General features: G+C 69.6%; 19 protein-coding genes. 2 read left to right on the top strand and 17 right to left on the bottom strand.

Annotation, left to right across the window (positions count from 1 at the left end; genetic code table 11):
* Positions 1-68: 68 nt before the first annotated feature.
* The 17 genes from ACW4E8_RS11665 to ACW4E8_RS11585 all read right to left on the bottom strand — a co-directional run bounded on the left by ACW4E8_RS11665 (position 69) and on the right by ACW4E8_RS11585 (position 16,923).
* Positions 69-1,271: an acetyl-CoA C-acyltransferase gene (locus ACW4E8_RS11665; RefSeq protein WP_456804650.1), complete on the bottom strand. Its 1,203-nt coding sequence runs from the start codon at positions 1,269-1,271 to the stop codon at positions 69-71.
* A gap of 12 nt (positions 1,272-1,283) precedes the next feature.
* Complete coding sequence (locus ACW4E8_RS11660) at positions 1,284-1,739, bottom strand: MaoC family dehydratase (protein WP_456804649.1); 456 nt, start codon at positions 1,737-1,739, stop codon at positions 1,284-1,286.
* A gap of 40 nt (positions 1,740-1,779) precedes the next feature.
* Entirely contained in the window at positions 1,780-2,583 is an 804-nt protein-coding gene (locus tag ACW4E8_RS11655) for an SDR family oxidoreductase (protein WP_456804648.1), read from the bottom strand.
* Positions 2,580-3,782 carry an acyl-CoA dehydrogenase family protein gene (locus ACW4E8_RS11650; RefSeq protein ID WP_456804647.1) on the bottom strand — a complete coding sequence of 401 codons (1,203 nt, stop codon included), beginning with the start codon at positions 3,780-3,782 and terminating at the stop codon, positions 2,580-2,582. The genes ACW4E8_RS11655 and ACW4E8_RS11650 overlap by 4 nt, the downstream gene beginning before the upstream one ends.
* Entirely contained in the window at positions 3,779-4,942 is a 1,164-nt protein-coding gene (locus tag ACW4E8_RS11645; protein ID WP_456804646.1) for an acyl-CoA dehydrogenase family protein, read from the bottom strand. The genes ACW4E8_RS11650 and ACW4E8_RS11645 overlap by 4 nt, the downstream gene beginning before the upstream one ends.
* 11 nt (positions 4,943-4,953) lie before the next feature.
* Positions 4,954-5,829 (bottom strand): SDR family oxidoreductase, encoded by an 876-nt coding sequence (locus tag ACW4E8_RS11640; RefSeq protein ID WP_456804645.1) that lies wholly within the window; start codon positions 5,827-5,829, stop codon positions 4,954-4,956.
* 10 nt (positions 5,830-5,839) lie between these two features.
* The gene (locus ACW4E8_RS11635) at positions 5,840-6,991 is read right to left on the bottom strand and encodes an acetyl-CoA C-acetyltransferase (protein ID WP_456804644.1); all 1,152 of its coding nucleotides are present in this window, start codon (positions 6,989-6,991) and stop codon (positions 5,840-5,842) included.
* Positions 6,992-7,011: 20 nt separating this feature from the next.
* On the bottom strand, positions 7,012-8,079 hold the full coding sequence (locus ACW4E8_RS11630; RefSeq protein WP_456804643.1) for an acyl-CoA dehydrogenase family protein: 1,068 nt from the start codon (positions 8,077-8,079) through the stop codon (positions 7,012-7,014).
* Between the two features lie 20 nt (positions 8,080-8,099).
* Positions 8,100-9,266 carry an acyl-CoA dehydrogenase family protein gene (locus ACW4E8_RS11625; RefSeq protein WP_456804642.1) on the bottom strand — a complete coding sequence of 389 codons (1,167 nt, stop codon included), beginning with the start codon at positions 9,264-9,266 and terminating at the stop codon, positions 8,100-8,102.
* A complete protein-coding gene (locus ACW4E8_RS11620) occupies positions 9,256-10,047 on the bottom strand; it encodes an enoyl-CoA hydratase family protein (protein WP_456804641.1) in 792 nt (263 codons plus the stop codon). The genes ACW4E8_RS11625 and ACW4E8_RS11620 overlap by 11 nt, the downstream gene beginning before the upstream one ends.
* A 19-nt stretch (positions 10,048-10,066) precedes the next feature.
* Positions 10,067-11,149: an NAD(P)H-dependent flavin oxidoreductase gene (locus ACW4E8_RS11615; RefSeq protein ID WP_456804640.1), complete on the bottom strand. Its 1,083-nt coding sequence runs from the start codon at positions 11,147-11,149 to the stop codon at positions 10,067-10,069.
* Positions 11,146-12,036: an enoyl-CoA hydratase gene (locus ACW4E8_RS11610; protein WP_456804639.1), complete on the bottom strand. Its 891-nt coding sequence runs from the start codon at positions 12,034-12,036 to the stop codon at positions 11,146-11,148. The genes ACW4E8_RS11615 and ACW4E8_RS11610 overlap by 4 nt, the downstream gene beginning before the upstream one ends.
* A 7-nt stretch (positions 12,037-12,043) precedes the next feature.
* Positions 12,044-12,844 (bottom strand): CoA-transferase subunit beta, encoded by an 801-nt coding sequence (locus tag ACW4E8_RS11605; RefSeq protein ID WP_456804638.1) that lies wholly within the window; start codon positions 12,842-12,844, stop codon positions 12,044-12,046.
* Between the two features lie 23 nt (positions 12,845-12,867).
* The gene (locus ACW4E8_RS11600) at positions 12,868-13,758 is read right to left on the bottom strand and encodes a CoA transferase subunit A (RefSeq protein ID WP_456804637.1); all 891 of its coding nucleotides are present in this window, start codon (positions 13,756-13,758) and stop codon (positions 12,868-12,870) included.
* A 7-nt stretch (positions 13,759-13,765) separates the two neighbouring features.
* A complete protein-coding gene (locus ACW4E8_RS11595; RefSeq protein WP_456804636.1) occupies positions 13,766-14,662 on the bottom strand; it encodes a VOC family protein in 897 nt (298 codons plus the stop codon).
* Between the two features lie 105 nt (positions 14,663-14,767).
* Positions 14,768-15,484, bottom strand: coding sequence for an EthD domain-containing protein (locus tag ACW4E8_RS11590; RefSeq protein WP_456804635.1), 717 nt, complete (start codon positions 15,482-15,484; stop codon positions 14,768-14,770).
* Positions 15,485-15,735: 251 nt separating this feature from the next.
* Positions 15,736-16,923 (bottom strand): helix-turn-helix transcriptional regulator, encoded by a 1,188-nt coding sequence (locus ACW4E8_RS11585; RefSeq protein WP_456804634.1) that lies wholly within the window; start codon positions 16,921-16,923, stop codon positions 15,736-15,738.
* A gap of 232 nt (positions 16,924-17,155) precedes the next feature.
* On the opposite strand from ACW4E8_RS11585, the gene ACW4E8_RS11580 reads away from it, so the two are divergent.
* Together ACW4E8_RS11580 and ACW4E8_RS11575 are read left to right on the top strand one after the other, a co-directional pair.
* Positions 17,156-17,986, top strand: coding sequence for an SDR family NAD(P)-dependent oxidoreductase (locus ACW4E8_RS11580; RefSeq protein WP_456804633.1), 831 nt, complete (start codon positions 17,156-17,158; stop codon positions 17,984-17,986).
* A 43-nt stretch (positions 17,987-18,029) separates the two neighbouring features.
* The gene (locus ACW4E8_RS11575; protein ID WP_456804632.1) at positions 18,030-18,929 is read left to right on the top strand and encodes an NAD-dependent epimerase/dehydratase family protein; all 900 of its coding nucleotides are present in this window, start codon (positions 18,030-18,032) and stop codon (positions 18,927-18,929) included.
* The last annotated feature ends 41 nt before the right edge of the window (positions 18,930-18,970 follow it).

Here is an 18,970-nt window from a genome sequence, read left to right as displayed (position 1 = left end):
AGTCTCCTCCGATTGGAGTGATGGCAGGCGGCCTCGTTGCGGGCCGGTTCCTGCAGGGCTGCTTGTGATTACAGAACGTCGAACAGCGCGGCGGCGCCCATGCCGCCGCCGATGCACATGGTCACCACCGCCTGCTGCACGCCGCGGCGCCGGCCTTCAATCAGTGCATGCGCGGTCATGCGCGCACCCGACATGCCGAACGGATGGCCGATCGAGATCGCGCCGCCGTTGACGTTCAGCCGCGCATCCGGGATGCCCAGCTTCTGCTGGCAGTACAGCACCTGGCAGGCAAAGGCCTCGTTCAGCTCCCACAGGCCCACATCCGCCACCGTCATGCCATGGCGCGCGAGCAGTTTGGGCACGGCGAACACCGGGCCGATCCCCATCTCGTCCGGCGCGCAGCCCGCCACCGCCATGCCACGGTAGCGGCCCAGCGGGCGCAGGCCGCGGCGGCGGGCCTCGTCGGCGCTCATCAGCAGCACCGCAGCGGCGCCGTCTGATAGTTGCGAAGCATTGCCGGCGGTGATGTGCTCGCCGGCGGCCACAGCCTGTCCGCCGCTCCAGACCGGCTTCAGCGCCTCCAGGCTGCTGGCGGTGGTATCGGGCCGGTTGCACTCGTCGTGCGCAAGCCGAACGGTCTCGTGGCCGGTCAGCGTGCCGGCCTTGTCGAACAGCGCACGGCGCGTTTCCAGCGGCACGATCTCGTCGTCGAAGGCCCCGCGCCGCTGTGCCTCGGCGGTGCGCTGCTGGCTGCGCCAGGCGTAGGCGTCCTGCTCGGCGCGGCTGATGCCGTAGCGGCGCGCCACTACCTCGGCGGTCTCGATCATTGCCATGTAGGCTGCCGGCTGCCGCGCCAGCACCGCTTCGGACTGGGCGCGGTAGCTGTTCTTGTGCTTGGTCTGCGTCAGCGAGATGGATTCCGCGCCGCCGGCCACGATGATGTCGGCCTCGCCGCACTGGATCGCACGGGCGCCCGCCGCGATCGTCATCAAGCCCGAGCCGCACATGCGGTCCATGGTCATGCCGGGCACGCTGTCCGGCAGGCCGGCCGCCACCGCGCACAGGCGGCCCAGGTTGTAGCCCTGGGTGCCCTGCTGCGCGGCCGCGCCGATCAGCACATCTTCCACCTCGGACGGATCCACGCCGGCGCGCTCCACCACCGCGCGCACCACGTGGCCGCCCAGCGCCGGGGCCTCGGTGTCGTTGAAGGCACCGCGGAAGGCCTTGCCGATCGGTGTGCGCGCGACGGCGACAATGACTGCTTCTTTCATGCTGATTCCTGTTCAGAAGTAATAGCGGCTGATGGTCTCGGCCACGCAGGCCGGCTTGTCCCCGCCTTCGATTTCCACGGTCATGCGCACCACCGACTGCACGCCGCCCTGCAAGGTCTCGGCCCGCACCAGTTCCCCCACCCCGCGCACGCGCGCGCCCACGCGCACCGGCGCCGGGAAGCGCACCTTGTCGCAGCCGTAGTTGACGCCCCACTTCATGCCTTCGACCGTGACCAGCTCCGGCAGGAACTGGTTGACCAGCGCCAGCGTCAGGTAGCCGTGCGCAATGCACGCGCCGTATGGGCCCTGCGCGGCGCGCTCCGGGTCCACGTGCAGCCACTGGTGGTCGCCGGTGGCATTGGCGAACTGGTTGACCTGTTCCTGTGTGATCTGGGTCCAGGCGCTCTCGCCGAGGCGCTGGCCGACGGCGGCGTGGATGTCTTCGGCAGAACGGAAGATTTTTGGCATGTCTGGTTCCTGCGTTGTTCCCGGTCCCAACTGTTTCCCTTCAAGCCCGCTGGCTGCTCACCGGCAGCACCTCGCCCGTCATGTACGAGGCATAGTCGCTGGCCAGGAACACCATCACATTGGCCACCTCCCACACCTCGGCCGCGCGCCCGAAGGCTTCGCGCTCGCTGAGCTGGCGCAACAGGTCGGCCGGCGCCGACTTCTTCAGGAAGTCGTGCAGCGCGATGCTGGGTGCCACGGCGTTGATGCGCACGCCAAATTCGGCGGCCTCCATCGCGCTGCAGCGCGTCAGCGCCATCACCCCGGCCTTGGCCGCGGCGTAGTGCGACTGCTCCTTCTGCGCACGCCAGCCCAGCACCGAGGCGTTGTTGACGATGGCGCCGCGCCGGCGCGCCTGCATGTGCGGCAACATCGCGCGCGTCATGCGGAAGGTGCCCGTGAGGGAAATATCGATCACGCGCGACCACTCGGCATCGTCCATATCAACTAGGCGGCGCGAGCCGCCCAGGCCGGCGTTGTTGATCAGTACGTCGGTGCCGCCCAAATCTTCTTCGGCGGCGGCCACAAGTGCGCGCACCTGCGCCTCATCCGACACATCGCAAAGCTGGCCATGGATCGCCTGCAGGCCGGTTTCCGCGCGCAGGCGCCCGACCGCTTCGTCCAGCCGCTTCGGGTGGACGTCGGAGATCATCAGCGCGCGGCAACCCTCCTCCGCGCAGCGGCGCGCGGCGGCAAAGCCGATGCCGGCGCCCGCCGCGGCGGTGATGAGCACGCTCTTGCCGGCGAGCAGCTGATGGCCTGGCACATAGGCCGGGGCGCTGGGGATTTCGGTGTTCAGGGTCATGGCTGTCCTCGTGCTTCGCGCGGCATGCCAAGGCCGCGTTCGGCGATGATGTTGAGCTGGATTTCGTTGGTGCCGGCGTAGATGGTGTCGGCGCGCGAGAACAGCGCCATCTGCTGCAGCCGCGTGCGGCGCGTGTCGCCGGCGTCCAGCACATTGGCCAGCGGGCCCAGCACGTCCAGCGCCAGCTGGCCCAGGTCGCGGTGCCAGTTGGACCAGTAGTACTTGTAGATCAGCGCCTCGCGCTGCAGCGCGGTGCCACCGTCCTGGCCTGCCTGCGCCGCGCCTGCCAGCATGCGCAGCGCATTGGCGCGCATCACGCGCAGGCCGGCCCAGGCGCGCGCAATGCGCTGGCGCACCAGCGCGTCGCGGCTGCTGCCGTTGTCGCGCGCGGCCTGCGCCACCCATTCCAGCTCGTGCGTGAACTGCATCTGCTGGCCCAGCGTGGAGATGCCGCGCTCGAAGCCCAGCAGCGCCATGGCGATGCGCCAGCCATCGCCGGGCGCGCCCAGCACATCGGCGGCGGCGGCACGGGCGCCGTCGAAGAACACTTCATTGAATTCGGCGCCACCGCCCATCTGGCGGATCGGCCGGATCTCGATGCCGGGCTGGCCCAGCGGCAGCATCAGGAAGATCAGGCCCTTGCTGCCGCGCGAGCCGGGCTCGCAGCGCGCCAGCACGAAGATCCAGTCCGAATCGTGCGCGAGCGAGGTCCACACCTTCTGGCCGCTCACCAGCCAGTCGCCAGTGGCCGCATCGCGCTGCGCCCGCGTGCGCACATTGGCCAGGTCCGAGCCCGCCCCAGGCTCCGAATACCCCTGGCACCAGAACGTGGTGCCATCAAGGATGCCGGGCAGCAGGCGCGCCTTCTGATCCTCGGTGCCGAAGGCGACCAGGGTCGGGCCGATCAGCCCCTCGCCGATATGGCCCATGCGCCCCGGTCCCCCTGCCCGCGCGTATTCCTCATGGAAGATCACCTGCTGCATGACCGGCAGCTCGCGCCCGCCATGTGCACGCGGCCAGCCCAGGCCGGTCCAGCCGCCTTCGGCCAGCCGGCGCTCCCACGCCTTGCGCAGTTCGGGATAGGCCTCTTCGTCGCCGGGGCCGCCGCGGTGCTTCAGGCAGGCGAACTCGCCGGCCAGGTTGGCGGCCATCCACTGCGCGACTTCGGCGCGGAATGCCGCCTCGTGATTCGCTGTCATGCTGTCCTCCAGGCGTGCGGGCCATTTGCTGCGAGATACGCCAGCGCCGCGCCGGCACCGCCCAGCCAGTGGCTGGCGGCCTGCGCGCGCTTGAAATAGAGCTGGGGGTCGTATTCCCAGGTGAAGCCGACGCCGCCATGCAACTGGATGGCCTCCTGCGCGCAGAAGCGCAGGGCATCGTCGGCGGCCACGGATGCGGCGGCGATGTCAAGGCGAATGCCGGTGCCATCGGCCACATCGCTCGTTTCCCACGCCTGCGCCGCGCCATACACGGCCGAGCGCGCCGCCTCGACCAGCACCATCATCTGCGCGCAGCGGTGCTTGACCGCCTGGAACGAGGCGATGGCGCGTCCGAACTGGATCCGTTCCGATGCATAGGCCACGGTCAGGTCCAGGCATTGCTGGGCCGCGCCAAGCTGCTCCGCTGCCAGCATCAGCTTGCCGTGCCACCAGGCCTGGGCCAGGCCCTGCGCCGCCGCGTCCCCGCGTGCCAGGCAGGCACTTGCGGAAACGGGCAGCCCGTCCAGCCGCAGCGAGGCCAACGGCCGGGTGCGGTCCAGCGTATCGAGCGGCGCCAGCCTGATTCGCTCATCGTCAGCCAGCGCGACAGGCTCTAGCAGGAATAGCGCGGGCGCACCGTCATCGAGCCTCGCCGGCACCAGCAGCCAATCGGCGCCGAAGCCATCGGGCACCTGAGCGGCGCCGCCGCGCAGCACGAAGCCGTCCGCGCTTGCCTGCGCAGTGATCGCTACCCCGTCGTAGTGCCAGCCGCCATCGTCAGGCAGCACCGCGGCGCCACGGCACTCGCCAACGGCCAGCCGCTCCAGCCACTGCGCGCTGCCGCGCTCGCCGAGGCTGGCCTGCAGCCACGGCGCGACCAAGCAGGCGCTCGACCAGAACGGCACGCAGGCCAGGCGCTGGCCCAGCTGCTCCTGCAGCAGCATGAGCCCGGTAGCACCCAGGCCCACACCGCCCACGGCTTCCGGCAATGCGATGCCGCACCAGCCGAGTTCACCCGCGATCGCGCGCCACAGCGCGTCATCGTGAGCCGGGCCTGCCTCGGTCACGCGCCGCACCGCCGCCGAATCGCTGTGCGCGGCGAGGTAGTCGCGCGCGCTGTCGCGGACCATCTGCTGTTCGACGCTAAGGGAGAAGTCCATGGCCGTCGCGCTCAGCTGCCGTAGACTGGCTGGGGCGCCTGCGCCTGCGCCAGCAGTTCCACCACGGCTGCGCCCAGTTCGGCCGGCTGCCAGCGCGATCCCTTGTCGGTCTTGGGTCCGGTGCGCCAGCCGTCGGCCACCGAGACCATGCCGCCGGCCGCCTCGAACATGCGCCCGTTGACCTGCGCGGACGCGGCGCTGCCCAGCCACACCACCAGCGGCGCGACGTTGGCCGGGTCGTAGTAGTCAAAGCCGTCGGCCGGCGCCCGCATCATGTCGGCGAACACGTCTTCGGTCATGCCGGTGCGCGCCGCCGGCGCCAGCGCATTGGCGGTGATGCCATAGCGGCCCAGCTCGGCGGCCTGCACCAGCGTGAGCGCGGCAATGCCAGCCTTGGCGGCGGCGTAGTTGGACTGCCCGACCGAACCCTGCAGGCCCGCGCCGGAGCTGGTGTTGATGATGCGCGCGTCAACGGCGCGGCCGGCCTTGGCGGCATCGCGCCAGCGCCGGGCCAGCAGGTTGGCCAGGCAGAAGTGGCCGCGCAGGTGCACGCGCATGACGTCGTCCCAGTCCGCTTCGGTCAGGCTGACGAACATGCGGTCGCGGCAGATGCCGGCGTTGTTGACCAGCACGTGGACCTCGCCGAAGGCCTCGACCGCGGCATCGACGATGCGCTGCGCGGTGGCCAGCTGCGTGATGTCGTCGGCGCTGGCCAGCGCGCTGCCGCCCGCCGCGCGGATCTCCGCGCAGACGGCCTCGGCCGCCTCGCGCCGGATGTCGTTGACGACCACGTTGGCGCCCTCGGCGGCGAAGGCCAGCGCATAGGCGCGGCCCAGCCCGCCGCCGGCGCCGGTGATGATGACGGTGCGTGCGTCGCAGATTCCCATGGCGGTCTCCTTACAAGCGTTCGATGATGGTGACGTTGGCCAGGCCACCGCCTTCGCACATGGTCTGCAGGCCGTAGCGCCCGCCGGTTCGTTCCAGTTCGTGCAGCAGTGTGGTCATCAGGCGCGCGCCGGTGGCGCCCAGCGGGTGGCCCAGTGCGATGGCGCCGCCGTTGGGATTGGTGCGTTCCGGGGCGTAGCCGGTCTCGGCCAGCCACGCCATCGCCACCGAGGCGAACGCTTCATTGATCTCGACCACGTCGATATCGGCCAGGCGCAGGCCGCTGCGCGCCAGTGCGCGTTTGGTCGCAGGGATCGGCGCGGTCAGCATCCACAGCGGGTCGTCTCCCAGCACGCTCATATGCGCGATGCGCGCACGGGGCGTGAGCTGGTAGCGCTTGAGCGCGTCTTCTGAAACGATCAGCAGCGCGGCGGCGGCATCGGCGGTCTGGCTGGACACGGCCGCGGTCAGCGAACTGCCGGGCATCAGCGCTTCCAGCGCAGCCATCCTGGCCAGCGTGGTATCGGGGCGCGGCGTCTCGTCATGCTTCACGCCTTCGCACGGCACGATCTCGCGCGCAAAGCGACCGCCTTCGATGGCCGCGGCGGCGCGCTGATGGCTTGCCAGCGCGTAGGCTTCCATCGCCTCGCGCGACAGCTTCCAGTGATCGGCAATGCGCTGCGCGGCATGGAACTGTGACACCGGCGCATCGCCAAAGCGTGCCTGCCAGCCCTTGCTGCCCGAGAACGGGTCGGCAAACCCCAACGCCTGCCCGGCCAGCATGGCCGACGAGATCGGGATCTGCGTCATGGTCTGAACGCCGCCGGCAATCACCACGTCCTGCGTGCCGCTCATCACCGCCTGCGCGGCAAAGTGCACGGCCTGCTGCGAGGAGCCGCACTGGCGGTCCACGGTCACGCCCGGCACCGTCAACGGCAGGCCGGCAGCCAGCCACGCGCTGCGGGCAATATTGCCGGCCAGCGGGCCGATGGTGTCGACGCAGCCGAACACCACGTCGTCATAGTCTTTGGCCGGGATGCCGTTGCGGCGCACCAGCTCGGCCAGCACGAAGCCGCCCAGGTCGGCGCCGTGCATGTGCGACAGTCCGCCCTTGCGGCGCCCGGTGGGCGTGCGCAGGGCATCAACGATATAGGCGTCTTTCATGGTCTTTGCTCTCTTTGGAATCAGGCGAAGGTGGCGCCGGCGCCGATGTCATGCGCGCCGTCAAGGATGTGCGCGCCTATGCGCGCCTTGTGGAAGGCACGGTCGCCCCAGCTTCCCGCCAGGGCCCAGGCCCGCTTGGTGAAGATCTGCAGGTCCAGCTCCCAGGTGTAGCCCATTGCGCCATGCACCTGGATGGCCTGGCGCGCCGCGCTCCACGCGCAGCGCGCGGCGGCCACGCGGGCGTGCGAGACATGCAGGCCCGCATCGGGCAGGCCATGCGCCAGCGCTGCGGCGGCGCGCAGCAGCACCGGCCTGGCGAATTCAAGCTGGATCGCCACGTCGGCCAGCAGGTGCTTGACCGCCTGGTAGGCGCCGATGGCCTTGCCGAACTGCTTGCGCTGCGCGCTGTAGTCGATCGCCAGGTCCAGCATGCGCTGCGTCAGGCCCAGCTGCTGCGCGGCCACGCCGAGCGCGCCGCGGTTCAGCGCGCTGTTCCACAGGCCACTGCCGGACGGGATCAGCTCTGTATCCGCGGCCGGCGTCCACGCCAGCTCGAACAGACGGCGCGAAGGATCGAGCCCGGTGCGCGCCGTCAGCACGGCCTGGTCGGGCCGCAGCAGGTGCACGGCACCTTCGTGCGCGCACAGGATGGCGTCGGCGACATGGGCGTCGGCAACCAGCCGCTCTTGCGGATGTGCGACCGCCACGCGGGCATCGCCGGGGGCGATGCGCTCCAGCAGCGTGGCGCAGCGTTCGCGCACCGAGGCGTTCGGCGCTGCCGCGAGCGCGTCACGCAGCAGCCCGGCCGCGACCAGCGCGGTGTCGAGCAAAGGCTCGGGCAGCGCAAAGTAGCCGCAGGCCTGCGCCAGCGGCGCCCATTCGACCTCGCCCAGCCCAAGTCCGCCCTGCTCCTGCGGCACCATCACCGCGGTCAGCCCCTGGTCGGCAAGCTGGCGCCACAGCGCGTCGGAGCGGCCGGACTCGGTGGCCCACAGCTCGCGCGTCAGCTCGGGCGTCATCTCGGTCATCAGGAAGCGCCGGATCGCGTCGGCAAACTGTTCCTGCTCTTCGGTCAATGCGAAATCCATGGTGTTTTCCCCGGGTGCCGTCATGCGCGCGGCATGCCGAGCAAGCGCTCGGCGACGATATTGCGCTGGATCTCGTTGGTGCCGGCATAGATCGGGCCGGCCTGCGAAAACAGGAAGCCGTCCAGCCAGTGGCCGAGCGAACCCGGCGGCTGGCCGTCCGGCGCGACCTCTGCCCCCTGCCCCAGGATGGCGAGCGCGGTATCGTGCATATGGATGTCCAGCTCGGACCAGAACACCTTGTTCGTGCTCGACTCCGCGCCGATATGGCCGCCCCGCACCAGGCGGCTCGCGGTGGCGTAGGTGGAGAGCGTGTAGGCCTCGGCGTCCATCCAGGCGCGCAGCACTGCCTCGCGCAGAGACGGGTCGCGGTCCGCCGCCTCGCGGTTGGCCTGGTACAGCCTGACCAGCGCGCGGGCGGTTTCCTGGAAGCGCGCCGGCGAGCGCAGCATCAGGCCGCGCTCGAAGCCGGCAGTGGCCATGGCCACCTGCCAGCCGGCGCCTTCGGCGGCCAGGCGGTTTTCCACCGGCACGCGCACGTCGTCGAAGAAGATCTCGGCAAAGCCGGTCTGGCCGTTGAGCTGGCGGATCGGGCGCACGGTGATGCCGGGCGTGTCCAGCGGCATCAGGATGAAGGTCAGGCCATGGTGTCGCGTCGAGGCCGGGTCGGTACGGAACAGGCCGAACAGCCAGTCCGCCCACACCGCCCGCGTCGACCAGATCTTCTGGCCGTTGATCACATAGTCATCTCCCTGCCGGATCGCGCTGCAGCGGATCGCGGCCATGTCCGAGCCGGCGTTCGGCTCGGACCAGCCCTGCGCCCAGACATGCTCGCCCGAGGCCATGCGCGGCAGGAAGCGCGCCTTCTGCGCCTCGGTGCCGAATTCCATCAGCGTGGGCCCGAGCAGGAAGATGCCGTTCTGGTTGACGCGCATCGGCGCGCCGGCGCGCCAGTACTCTTCCTCGAAGATCAGCCACTCGATCAGGTCGCAGCCGCGCCCGCCCAGTTCGGCCGGCCACGTGACCATGCTCCAGCGGCCCTGGTTGAGCGTGGCTTCCCAGGCGCGGTGCTGGGCGAAGCCCGCTTCGGTATCGAAGCTCGCCAGCGGCGTGCGCGGCACGTGCGCGGCCATCCAGTCGCGCACCTCGGCTCGGAAGGCGCGCTGTGCGTCGGTGTATTCAAGCTGCATCGCGCTCTCCCTGCGCAAAGCGGGCCTCGCGGCCTTCGACAAAGGCGGCGCGCGCCTCGCCGGAATCGGCGCTCATATAGGCCTGCAGCGTGAAACCCTGTTCCCAGCGGTACTTGTCCTCGAGGTTGCCGTCTTCCACGCCATTGAGCGCTTCCTTGGCCAGCTGGAGCATGGCCGGGCTCTTGGCGGCGATCTGGCGGGCCAGCGTCATGGCGGCGTCGCGCAACTCGCTGCGCGGCACCACGCGCTCGACCGCGCCCAGCCGGTACGCCTCGGCGGCATCGATCATCTCGCCGGTGAAATACATCGCCCTGACCTTCTGCACGCCGAACATGCGCTGCAGGTGGGCGCCGCCGCCCATGGCGCCGCGGTCGATCTCCGGCACGCCGAAGCGCGCGCAATCGGCGGCCACGATGATGTCGGCCGCGCCGCAGATGCCGATGCCGCCGCCCAGCACGAAGCCGTGCACGGCCACGATAACCGGCTTGGGATTGCGGTGCACGGCGCGGAAGGTAGCGTAGTTGCCGGCGTTGACATCGACGATGCGCTGCGGATGCGCGGCCAGCTCCTTGATGTCGACGCCGGCGCAGAAGCCGCGGCCTTCGCCGCGCAGCACGATCACGCGCACGGCGGGATCGGTGCCCAGCTGGTCGATCGCGGCGGCCAGCGCATGCCAGCCGGCGCTGTCGAGCGCATTGACGGGCGCATGGTCGATCACCAGTTCGGCGATGCCGTCGGCGGTGTCGATGCGGAACGGCCCGGTCTTGTGGTTAATTTGCATGGTTTCCTCTGTCTGTGGGTCAGGCCGCTGCAGCCAGTCCGGCGCCAGCCAGCGCCGCAAGGCGCGCCTGCGCCTGCGCGGCCATGCCGGCCACGATCTGCTCGCAGGATTCAATGGCCCGGATCGCCGCGGCTGCCTGGCCGCTGGGCAGCACGCCTTCATCGGGGCATCCCTCCACCATGGCGCGCTGGATCAGCACCGGCGCGTTGGCGGCCATCAGGGTCTGGGCGGCGCTGTAGTCCTGCTCGCGCATCGCGCGCCAGGCGGTGGCCAGCATCTGCGCGCTGCGCATGCCGGTACGCGCCTGCCATTTGCGCGCGGCCGTCAGCGCCAGCCAGGTGCGCCGCAGCGGACCGGCCTTCTCCAGCGCCAGCAGCAGCTCGTTGTCGATCATTCGCTGCGGCAGGCCGTCAATGGCCAGCGATACGCGGATGCTGGCCGGGTCGCGCACCTTGACGTAGCGCTCCAGCGTTGGCGCCGGCACCGGCGATTCGGCCGACATCAGGAAGCGCGTGCCCATGGCCACGCCGGCCGCGCCGTAGGCCAGTGCCGCCGCCAGTCCACGGCCGTCGAAGAAGCCGCCGGCGGCCACCACCGGCACGCTCACGCTGTCCAGCACCTGCGGCAGCAGCAGCGTCGTCGGCGTGCCGCCGGTATGGCCGCCGCCCTCGCCGCCCTGCACGGTGACCACGTCCGCACCCAGTTCCACGGCCTTGGCCGCATGCTTGGCCGCGCCGACGGTCGGCATGCAGACCACGCCTGCCGCCTTGAGCTTGCCGATCATCTTCGCGTCCGGGCCGCGCCCGTAGCTGACGGCGCGCAGCCGGTGGCGGATCGCCATCTCGATCACTTCATCCGCGTTGGGCTGGAACATGTGGAAGTTGATGCCGAAGGGCCGGTCACTGAGGGCCTTCACGCGCAGGATCTCGCGCTCGACCTCGCCGGGCGGAATCGTGGCGCCGGCCAGGAAGCCGAAGGCCCCGGCATTGCCGCTGGCCGCGACCAGCTTCGCATCCGCCACCCAGCCCATCGCCGTCTGCACGATGGGGTAGCGGCAGCCCAGCAGGTCGCACAGCACGGTGTGCAGGCTCGCGGTGCTCATGCCTTGTCCTCGCTGCCGGTGCGCTGCGAAGCGGCCATGGCGCGCGCGTCATAGCCGCCGAGCTTGTCGCCGCTGACCAGTTCGTTGTGCGCATGGGCGAAGTGGTGCCAGGCAAAGACGGCATCCATCGCGGTGCGCTTGCCCTGCAGGTCTTCCACATGGTTGACCGCCTGCTTGGTCAGCGTCAGGCCCAGCCGCGGCATCTGCGCAACCTTTGCGGCCATACCGTAGACGGTGTCTTCCAGCGCGTCGCGCGGCACCACGCGGTTGACCATGCCCATGCGCTCGGCGCGTTCGGCGCCCATGCGCTCGCCCAGGAACAGGAACTCCTTGGCGATGCGCGGATGCAGCTCGTAGGGATGCGCGAAGTACTCCACGCCGGGAATGCCCATGCGCACCACCGGATCGGCAAAGAAGGCATCGTCCGACGCCACGATCAGGTCGCATACCCAGGCCAGCATCAACCCGCCTGCAATGCAGGCGCCATGCACCATGGCGATGGTCGGCTTGGGCAGTTCGCGCCAGCGCCGGCACATGCCCAGGTAGACCTCCTGCTCGCGGGCATAGAGGAACTCGCCGCCCGGCTTGTTGACATGGTCATACCAGAGCGAGGCACGCTCGAAGGACTCGTTGATGTCGCGTCCCGGCGTGCCGATGTCGTGCCCGGCCGAGAAGTGCTTGCCGGCGCCGCGCAGCACGATCACCTTGACCGCGTCGTCCGCGGCGGCGCGCCGGTAGGCCTCGTCCAGCGCATAGGTCATCCTGGAGTTCTGCGCGTTGTGGAACTGCGGCCGGTTCATGGTCACGGTGGCAATGCCGTCCGCGACCTGGTAGAGCACCTCGGCATTAGGGCCAAGGCTGATGGCTTCGGTAGCTGGCGTTGTCATGTCGGCCTCACACGCGTCCGGAAGGATTGCCGCGCACGATTGCCGCGCGCAGGTTGTGCGGATCAAGCTGGGCGATCAGCCGCAGCTCTTCCGGTGTCGGCGGCGCCGTCTCCGGCAGGGCCTCGCCGGGTGTATTCGCCAGCGCAAAGCCCGTGGCCGCCTGCACCTGGTCGAAGCTCGCGCCCGGGTGCAGCGAGCGCACGCGGATGGCATGGTCAGCCCCCCCGAAATCCATCACGCACAGGTCGGTGACGATCACGCGCAGGTCAACGAAGCTGCGCATGCCTTCGATCTGGCGAGCCGGGTTGTAGCCTGCGCTGCAGACCATGTCGACTTCACCGGCGACGAACGCGCGCGTGCTGTGGGCGGGCACGAAGAAGGAGTTGGCGTGGTGGATGCTGTTGCCGGGAAAGCCGCGCGCGCCCAGCAGCTGGGTCTTGGGCTGCGCATGCGTGCCGCCCAGGCAGGAGATATTGGCCTGGCCGAAGCGGTCGATCTGCGTCGGCATCACCAGCGCGTGGCGCCGCCCGCCCCACAGGCAGTCGAACACGCGCGAGTAGCCCATCCAGCCGCTGGCGCGCACCTTGTAGCCGGGCTCGCGCGGGCCCAGCGGCACCGGCGTTTCCACCAGGTAGGCCTCGCCGTCGGTCAGCAGCAGGCCCGGGTTGTGCGCAAGCCGCGCCAGGCCGGCGGCGATGCGCGGGCCGGTGCCGATGCCGGTGGCCAGCACCTCGCCGTCGTCGCGCCATTCGCGGGCGGCGGCGGCAATCATCAGCTCGGCGCGGGTGAATTCATAAGTGGCGCTCACGGTCGCTCCTTGGGTTGGCGGGTTCAAAGTACCGGCAGCGGCAGGTCGTGCACGTGGCCAAGGCCGCCGATGCGCTCCAGGTAGGCCGCTTCGCTCGCGCCCACCACTTCGTCGCGGTAGGTGCGGAAGCCGTCCTCGGCCTCGGCGCCGGCGCAGTACGCCTTCAGCGCGGGCAGGTCCCAGCCGTAGGCCGGCGCGCAGGAAGTGGGATGGGCGCCGCCGGGTGCGTGCACCACGCCCGCCACCAGCGAGCGCTCGAAGGCGTTGTTGCGCGCGCGCGCCAGGTCTTCATCCTCAAGGCGCGGGTGCAGCGTTTCGCAGCTCACATAGCAGCGGTGCGCGGCACGTGCGAACCATTCATCGAAGAACGGATCGGGGCCGTCGATGCGGGTGTTGCCGAGCACATCGCTGTCGTTCACGTGCAGCAGCGCGGCATCGAGCTCGATCGCCGGCATCGCCACCAGCACTTCGCCGTCGGCATAGGGCGAGCGCACCGTCTTCAGCTGTGGGTTCTGGTCCAGCACGTCGGTGCCCAGCGCGGCGCGCGTCGGCAGGAACGGCAGGCGCGCGGCCGCGGCGCGCAGGCCCAGCTGCAGCATGCCTTCGTCAAGCTCCGTCACCTCCAGCACGCCGCGCTCGCGCGCCTGGCGGAAGTAGGGTTCGAGCGGAATCACGTCGAGCGAGACAAAGCCGAACACCAGCCGGCGCACCTTGCCGGCCGCGCACAGCATGCCCACCTCGGGGCCGCCGTAGGCGACCACGGTCAGGTCCTTCAGCGGCGAGCGCAGGATCTCGCGCACCAGCGCCATCGGCTTGCGGCGCGGGCCCCAGCCGCCGATGCCGATGGTCATGCCATCGGCGAGCTGGCCGACCACGTCGGCCGCGCTCATGGTCTTGTCGATTGTCTTGGTCATGGTGTGTTTAGCGGTATCCGATGCTGAAGTCGTGTCCCCACAGGCTGACGCGCGTGGCCTCGTAGGCGGCGTGGTGGCTCCAGTCCACCACCAGGCCGCCGTGGCCGAATTCGAGGTCGAAGCCGCCGGGGGTCTTCATGTAGAAGGAAGTCATGCGGTCATTGCAGTGCTGGCCCAGCGTGGCGGAGAGCCTCACGCCGTGCTGCTGCACGCGGTCCAGCGCGCGGCCCACCTCGGCCATGTCGGGGACCTCGGCCATCACGTGGATGCAGCCGGCTTCCGACGGCATCTCGAAGATCGCCAGGCTGTGGTGGCGGGCGTTGCCGCAATGCAGGAAGTGGATGCGCTTTTCCGGTTCGGCCGGGTCGTTGGTAAAGCGCACGCGGAAGATGTCGGACAGGCCGAAACCCATCACCTCGCACAGGAAGGCATAGGTCTGATCGAAGGCCGGCGCGGGCAGGACCGCATGGCCCGCCCCCATCGGGTCCGTGATGAAGCGCGGCACGCCCACCGGCGAGACAAAGCGCAGGAAGTCCGAGCGCATGCCCCAGGAGATCTCATGGCGGTTGCCCGAGGGATCGGCAAACCAGGCCATGGCCTGCACGCGGCGCTGTGCCAGTTCCGCGGCGCTGGCGTGCACGACCTCCACCTTGGCCTGGCGCAGCGTGTCGAGCGCATGACGGTAGGCCGGCTCGTCGGCCAGCTCCCAGCCCGATGCCAGGTAGCGGTCGCGCGCGCCCGGCACCACCAGGTAGCGGTAGTCGCGCTCGTCCATCTTCACGTACAGCGCACCGCCGGGGGCGCCGGAACAGGCCATGCCCAGCACCTGTTCGGCATAGTGCCGCCATTGCCCCAGGTCGGTGGACTCGACCACGATGTAGCCAAGCGCACGGATATCCAACATGCCGGTCTCCTCAGGTTCGTTGCCACTGCTGGCTGATGGGACCATTCTTCCGTGCGCTGCAGCCCGGCACATCGTCCAGTGGGACTAGCCGGTCCGGCGCGGGCGTCAGGCCGCTGCCGGGCGCACGAGGTACTGGCTGGTGGGGATCACGTCGATCTTGTCGAAGTCGATGAAGCGCTGGCAGCTTTCCATCATGGCCTGCAGGTTGCGCTGGAACTTGTCTTCGTCGCCGGCCGCGTCAAAGAACGCCTGCGGGTCGGTCATCGCCGCATCGGGGAAGCCCTCTTCGACAATGGCGTCGTAGTGCGGCGCGGCGTAGGTGAGCGGCCGCACCACCACGTTCTGCACGTAGAGGAAGTTGTCCTGGGTCTCGACCGCCACCGGCGTGTGGTGGTTGTGCCAGATGTCCAGCCAGGCCTGCGGCGTAAGCCGGGGCGGCCGGGTAAGGAAGGCAAGCTGCGCGAAGCCGGGCGTGCGTTCGCCCGGCGCGGCCGGGAAACGTGTATTGCGGATAGGCTGGGACTCCGTCACCAGGTAGCCGGCCATGCGGCCCACGGCGGCCTCGATCGCCTGGTCGAACGGCTGCCGCAGGCGGTCGATGGCGCTGTCCATCCAGACCGAGACCAGCCCTTCCATTTGCGGGCGGGTATTCGCCTGGCGCAGGCCCGCGGCCGGCAACACCGCGTCATCCGCCACGTTCACCTGCAGTCCGCGTGCGCCCAGCGCCAACAGCTTGTCCGCAAGCGTCGTGCGCAGCCGGCGCGCGAACTCCCACGGCTCGGTCTGAGAATCGCGCCAGACGATATAGATGACTTTTTCCATGCTCCACGCTCCCTGGTACAGGTGCCGGCCGGGGCCGGACAGGTTGATGCGTGCGAGGAACAGGACCGGGCGTGGACAGCACGCGCCGCTGCGTCCGTCTGACGTGCCATCCGTGTGCCGCGCCCGCTTGTCGGATGCATGCTAGGGGCGCGGATGGCGGGTCTCATCCTCCATTCGGACTAGGAGGACCGATCATCGGGGGGAAGCAACGCGTGCCTGGGAACACGCGTGCGTGGATGACGCCCTGGCGCTCAGCCCAGCGTCACGACACTGCTCAGCAGCATGCGCACCAGCGTGGCCTGCCGCGTGACCCCGGTCTTGGAGAAAATCGCGCGCAGGTGGGCGCGGGCCGTGTTCTTGCTGGTGCCCAGCGCCTCGGCGGCTTCGTCAAGCGTCATGCCGTCGGCAAGCACCAGCGCCAGCGCGGTTTCGGCGGGCGTGAGGTCGAACAGCTTGCGCACCACCTCGTGCGAGGCGCGCGACTTGCGCTCGGGATCGCGGATAAAGACCGCGCAGGCCGGGCGATGCCGGTGGTCTTCCGACCATTCGCTGAGCGGAATGGTGCGGATCAGCACGCCGAGCTTGCCGCGCCCCGAGGGACGGGTGATCGACATGGCTTCGGCCAGCGCCGGCGCGCTGCCGTGGTGCCCCATCTGGGCGCGGCGCAGCAGGTACTGGAACTTGCGGCTTTCCTGTGCGTAGGCGATCTCGAAGTTGCCGCCGTTGAGGCGGATGCCGTCGTTCTCCGCCAGGATCTCGTCGGCTTCCGCATTCTTCTTCAGGATCGCGCCGGCTGCGTCGAGGATGACCATGCCCACCAGCATGCGATCGATCGCGCCCGCATAGAGGCTGCGCTCCGATTCGACCACATCCAGCCTGGAATGCAGCCGGACCGCGCGCCTCAGGTGCGGCAGGATGGTGGCGCAGGCCGCCTTGTCCACCGCGGAGAAGTCCTGCGCGTCGTGCTGGCGGCAGACGCGCAGCCGGCACTCGACCCCGTCTTCGGTGCGGATGTCCGCGCCCAGCAGGTAGCGCACGCCAAGCGGCTGCAGGAACTGCCGGTAGATCTCGCTGCGGCACCAGTTGCCGGCGCCCATCGCTTCGTCGACCGTCACGGCCCGGTCGGTGGGCAGGTTGATAAAGGGATCGATGGCGTAGTAGTAGGTGTTGTACGACGCCTCGGCCTCCAGCGAAGTGCCGTCCTGCGACGCGTGCACCGCGATGCCACTGCGGTCGCTCGCGGGCGAGCGCAGGATGAAGCTCACATAGCTGGCACCAAGTTGCTTGCGCAGCATTTCCAGCGCGCGGCCCCAGGGCACGGGTTCCATCGGCCCTTCGTAGACCGCCGCCAGCAGCGCGCTGAAATGCGGCAGGCTCAGTCCGGACTGCGCAAACCAGGGCGACGCCACCCCTTGCGCCTCAACGGTCGCCATCAACATTGTCTGTCTCCTGTTTCCACACCCCATGCGTGGACTGACCGGTGCTCTGCGGCACCTGGGCAGCGCAGATTATAGGGAGGCTGCCTGCCGATGTCCGGCGCGCAGCGCTCATGTTTGCCCTGGTTTGCGCCCTCTCAGTGTTTTCCCTGACCTGCAATCGGACGATGCCCGTCCCGCCTGCCGCCGATCAAATGGCCGCACACCGCAGTGCAACCGAAGGAGAACGACTCAGATGGATTTCACCGACAAGACCGTGCTGGTCACCGGCGGCGGCGCCGGCATCGGGCTCGCCACCGCGCAAGCCTTCCTGGAACAGGGTGCGCGCGTGGCGCTGATCGAGATCGACGCACAGCGCGCCGAGCAAGCCCGGGCGCTGCTGGGCAAGCCCGGCGCAGAAGTGCTGGTGGTACAGGGCGATGCCACCGATGCCGGCACCGTGCGCGAACTGGCTGCGCAGGTCGAACAGCGCTTCGGCGTGCTGGACGTACTGGTCAACAACGTCGGCGATTTCCTGCGCATCGCCAAGCCGTTCGAGCACTATGCCGACGACGAGATCGCCAGCCTGTACGCCGCCAACCTGGGCCACGTCTTCACCGTCACGCGCGCCATGCTGCCGCTGCTGCGGCGCAGTGCCGCCGGCAGCATCGTCACGGTGTCGTCGATCGAGGGCTTCCGCGGCATTCCGTACTGCAGCGTCTACGGCGCCTTCAAGGCCGCCATCACCGGCTTCACGCAGAGCCTGGCACTGGAGCTGGCGCCGGCGGGCATCCGCGTCAACCTGATCGCCCCCGAGACCACCGAGACGCCACAGGTTCCGGTGTCGCAGATGGTCGCGGCGGAACACCAGCACCATATCCCGCGCTGGATTCCGCTGGGTCGCTTCGGTACGCCGCGCGACATTGCCGACGGCATCCTGTTCCTGGCCAGCCCGCGCGCGGCCTGGATCACCGGCACGGCGCTGCATGTCAATGGCGGCGCCCTGGCCGCGGCCGGCTGGTATCGCGACCCCAAGGGCGCGTGGACCAACATGCCGGTCATCGGCGGCAACGGCATGAACCTCTGATGGCCGCGCACCGCGGCCACACCACCCCACCAAGGAGACAAGCATGAAGATACTGATCGTCGGCGGCACTGGCATGATCGGGGGCCACGCGGCCCTGCACCTGCGCAGCCGCGGGCACGAGGTCACCATCGCGGGGCGCAACCGCCCCGCGCCCGGCACGGCGCTGGGCGGGCTGGACTTCCTGCGCTGCGACTACATCGCCAACGACGTGCCGGCCGCGCAGCTCGGCGCCTTCGACGCGCTGGTCTTCGCCGCCGGCAACGATGTGCGCCACGTGCCGCCTGGCGGCGACGAAGCCGCACACTGGGAACGCGCCAACATCGAGGGCGTGCCGCGTTTCCTGCGCGCGGCGCGCGATGCCGGGATCCGGGTCGCCGTCCACGTCGGCAGCTTCTACCCGCAGGCGCAGCCGCAGCTGGTCGAGGACAACGCCTACATCCGCTCGCGCAAGCTGGCCGACGAAGGCGTGCGCGCGCTGGCCACCGATGCCTTCCGCGTGAGCAGCGTGAACGCGCCGTTCGTCGTAGGCACAGTGCCGGGCATGACGGTACCGATGTTCAAGGCCTATACCGACTACGCCCGCGGCAACTTTGCGCCGATGCCGGATTTCGCGCCGCCTGGCGGCGTCAATTTCATCTCGGCCACTTCGCTCTCGGAAGCGATCGAAGGCGCCCTGTTGCGCGGTGAAAACGGCAAGGCCTACCTCGTGGGTGACGAGAACCTGTCGTTCCAGGATTATTTCGGCGCCTTCTTCCGCGACGCGGGCCGCCCGGTGCCGCCTGTCATCGACCAGGAGCATCCCTTGCTGCCGGACTCGGCCATCTGCTTCGGCCGGGGCAACACCCTCTACTACGAGCCGGATGCGGCCGAGACCGCCCTGCTCGGCTATCGCCGCCGCGACATCCTGCGCACGGTCGGAGAGATCGTGACGCAGTACAGCTAACCCTGCGCTGCGGCGGCCCGCGCAAACAGGCCTCCGCAGCC

Source organism: Cupriavidus sp. CP313, from assembly GCF_054072015.1.
This window is presented reverse-complemented; position numbering and strand designations above follow the sequence as displayed.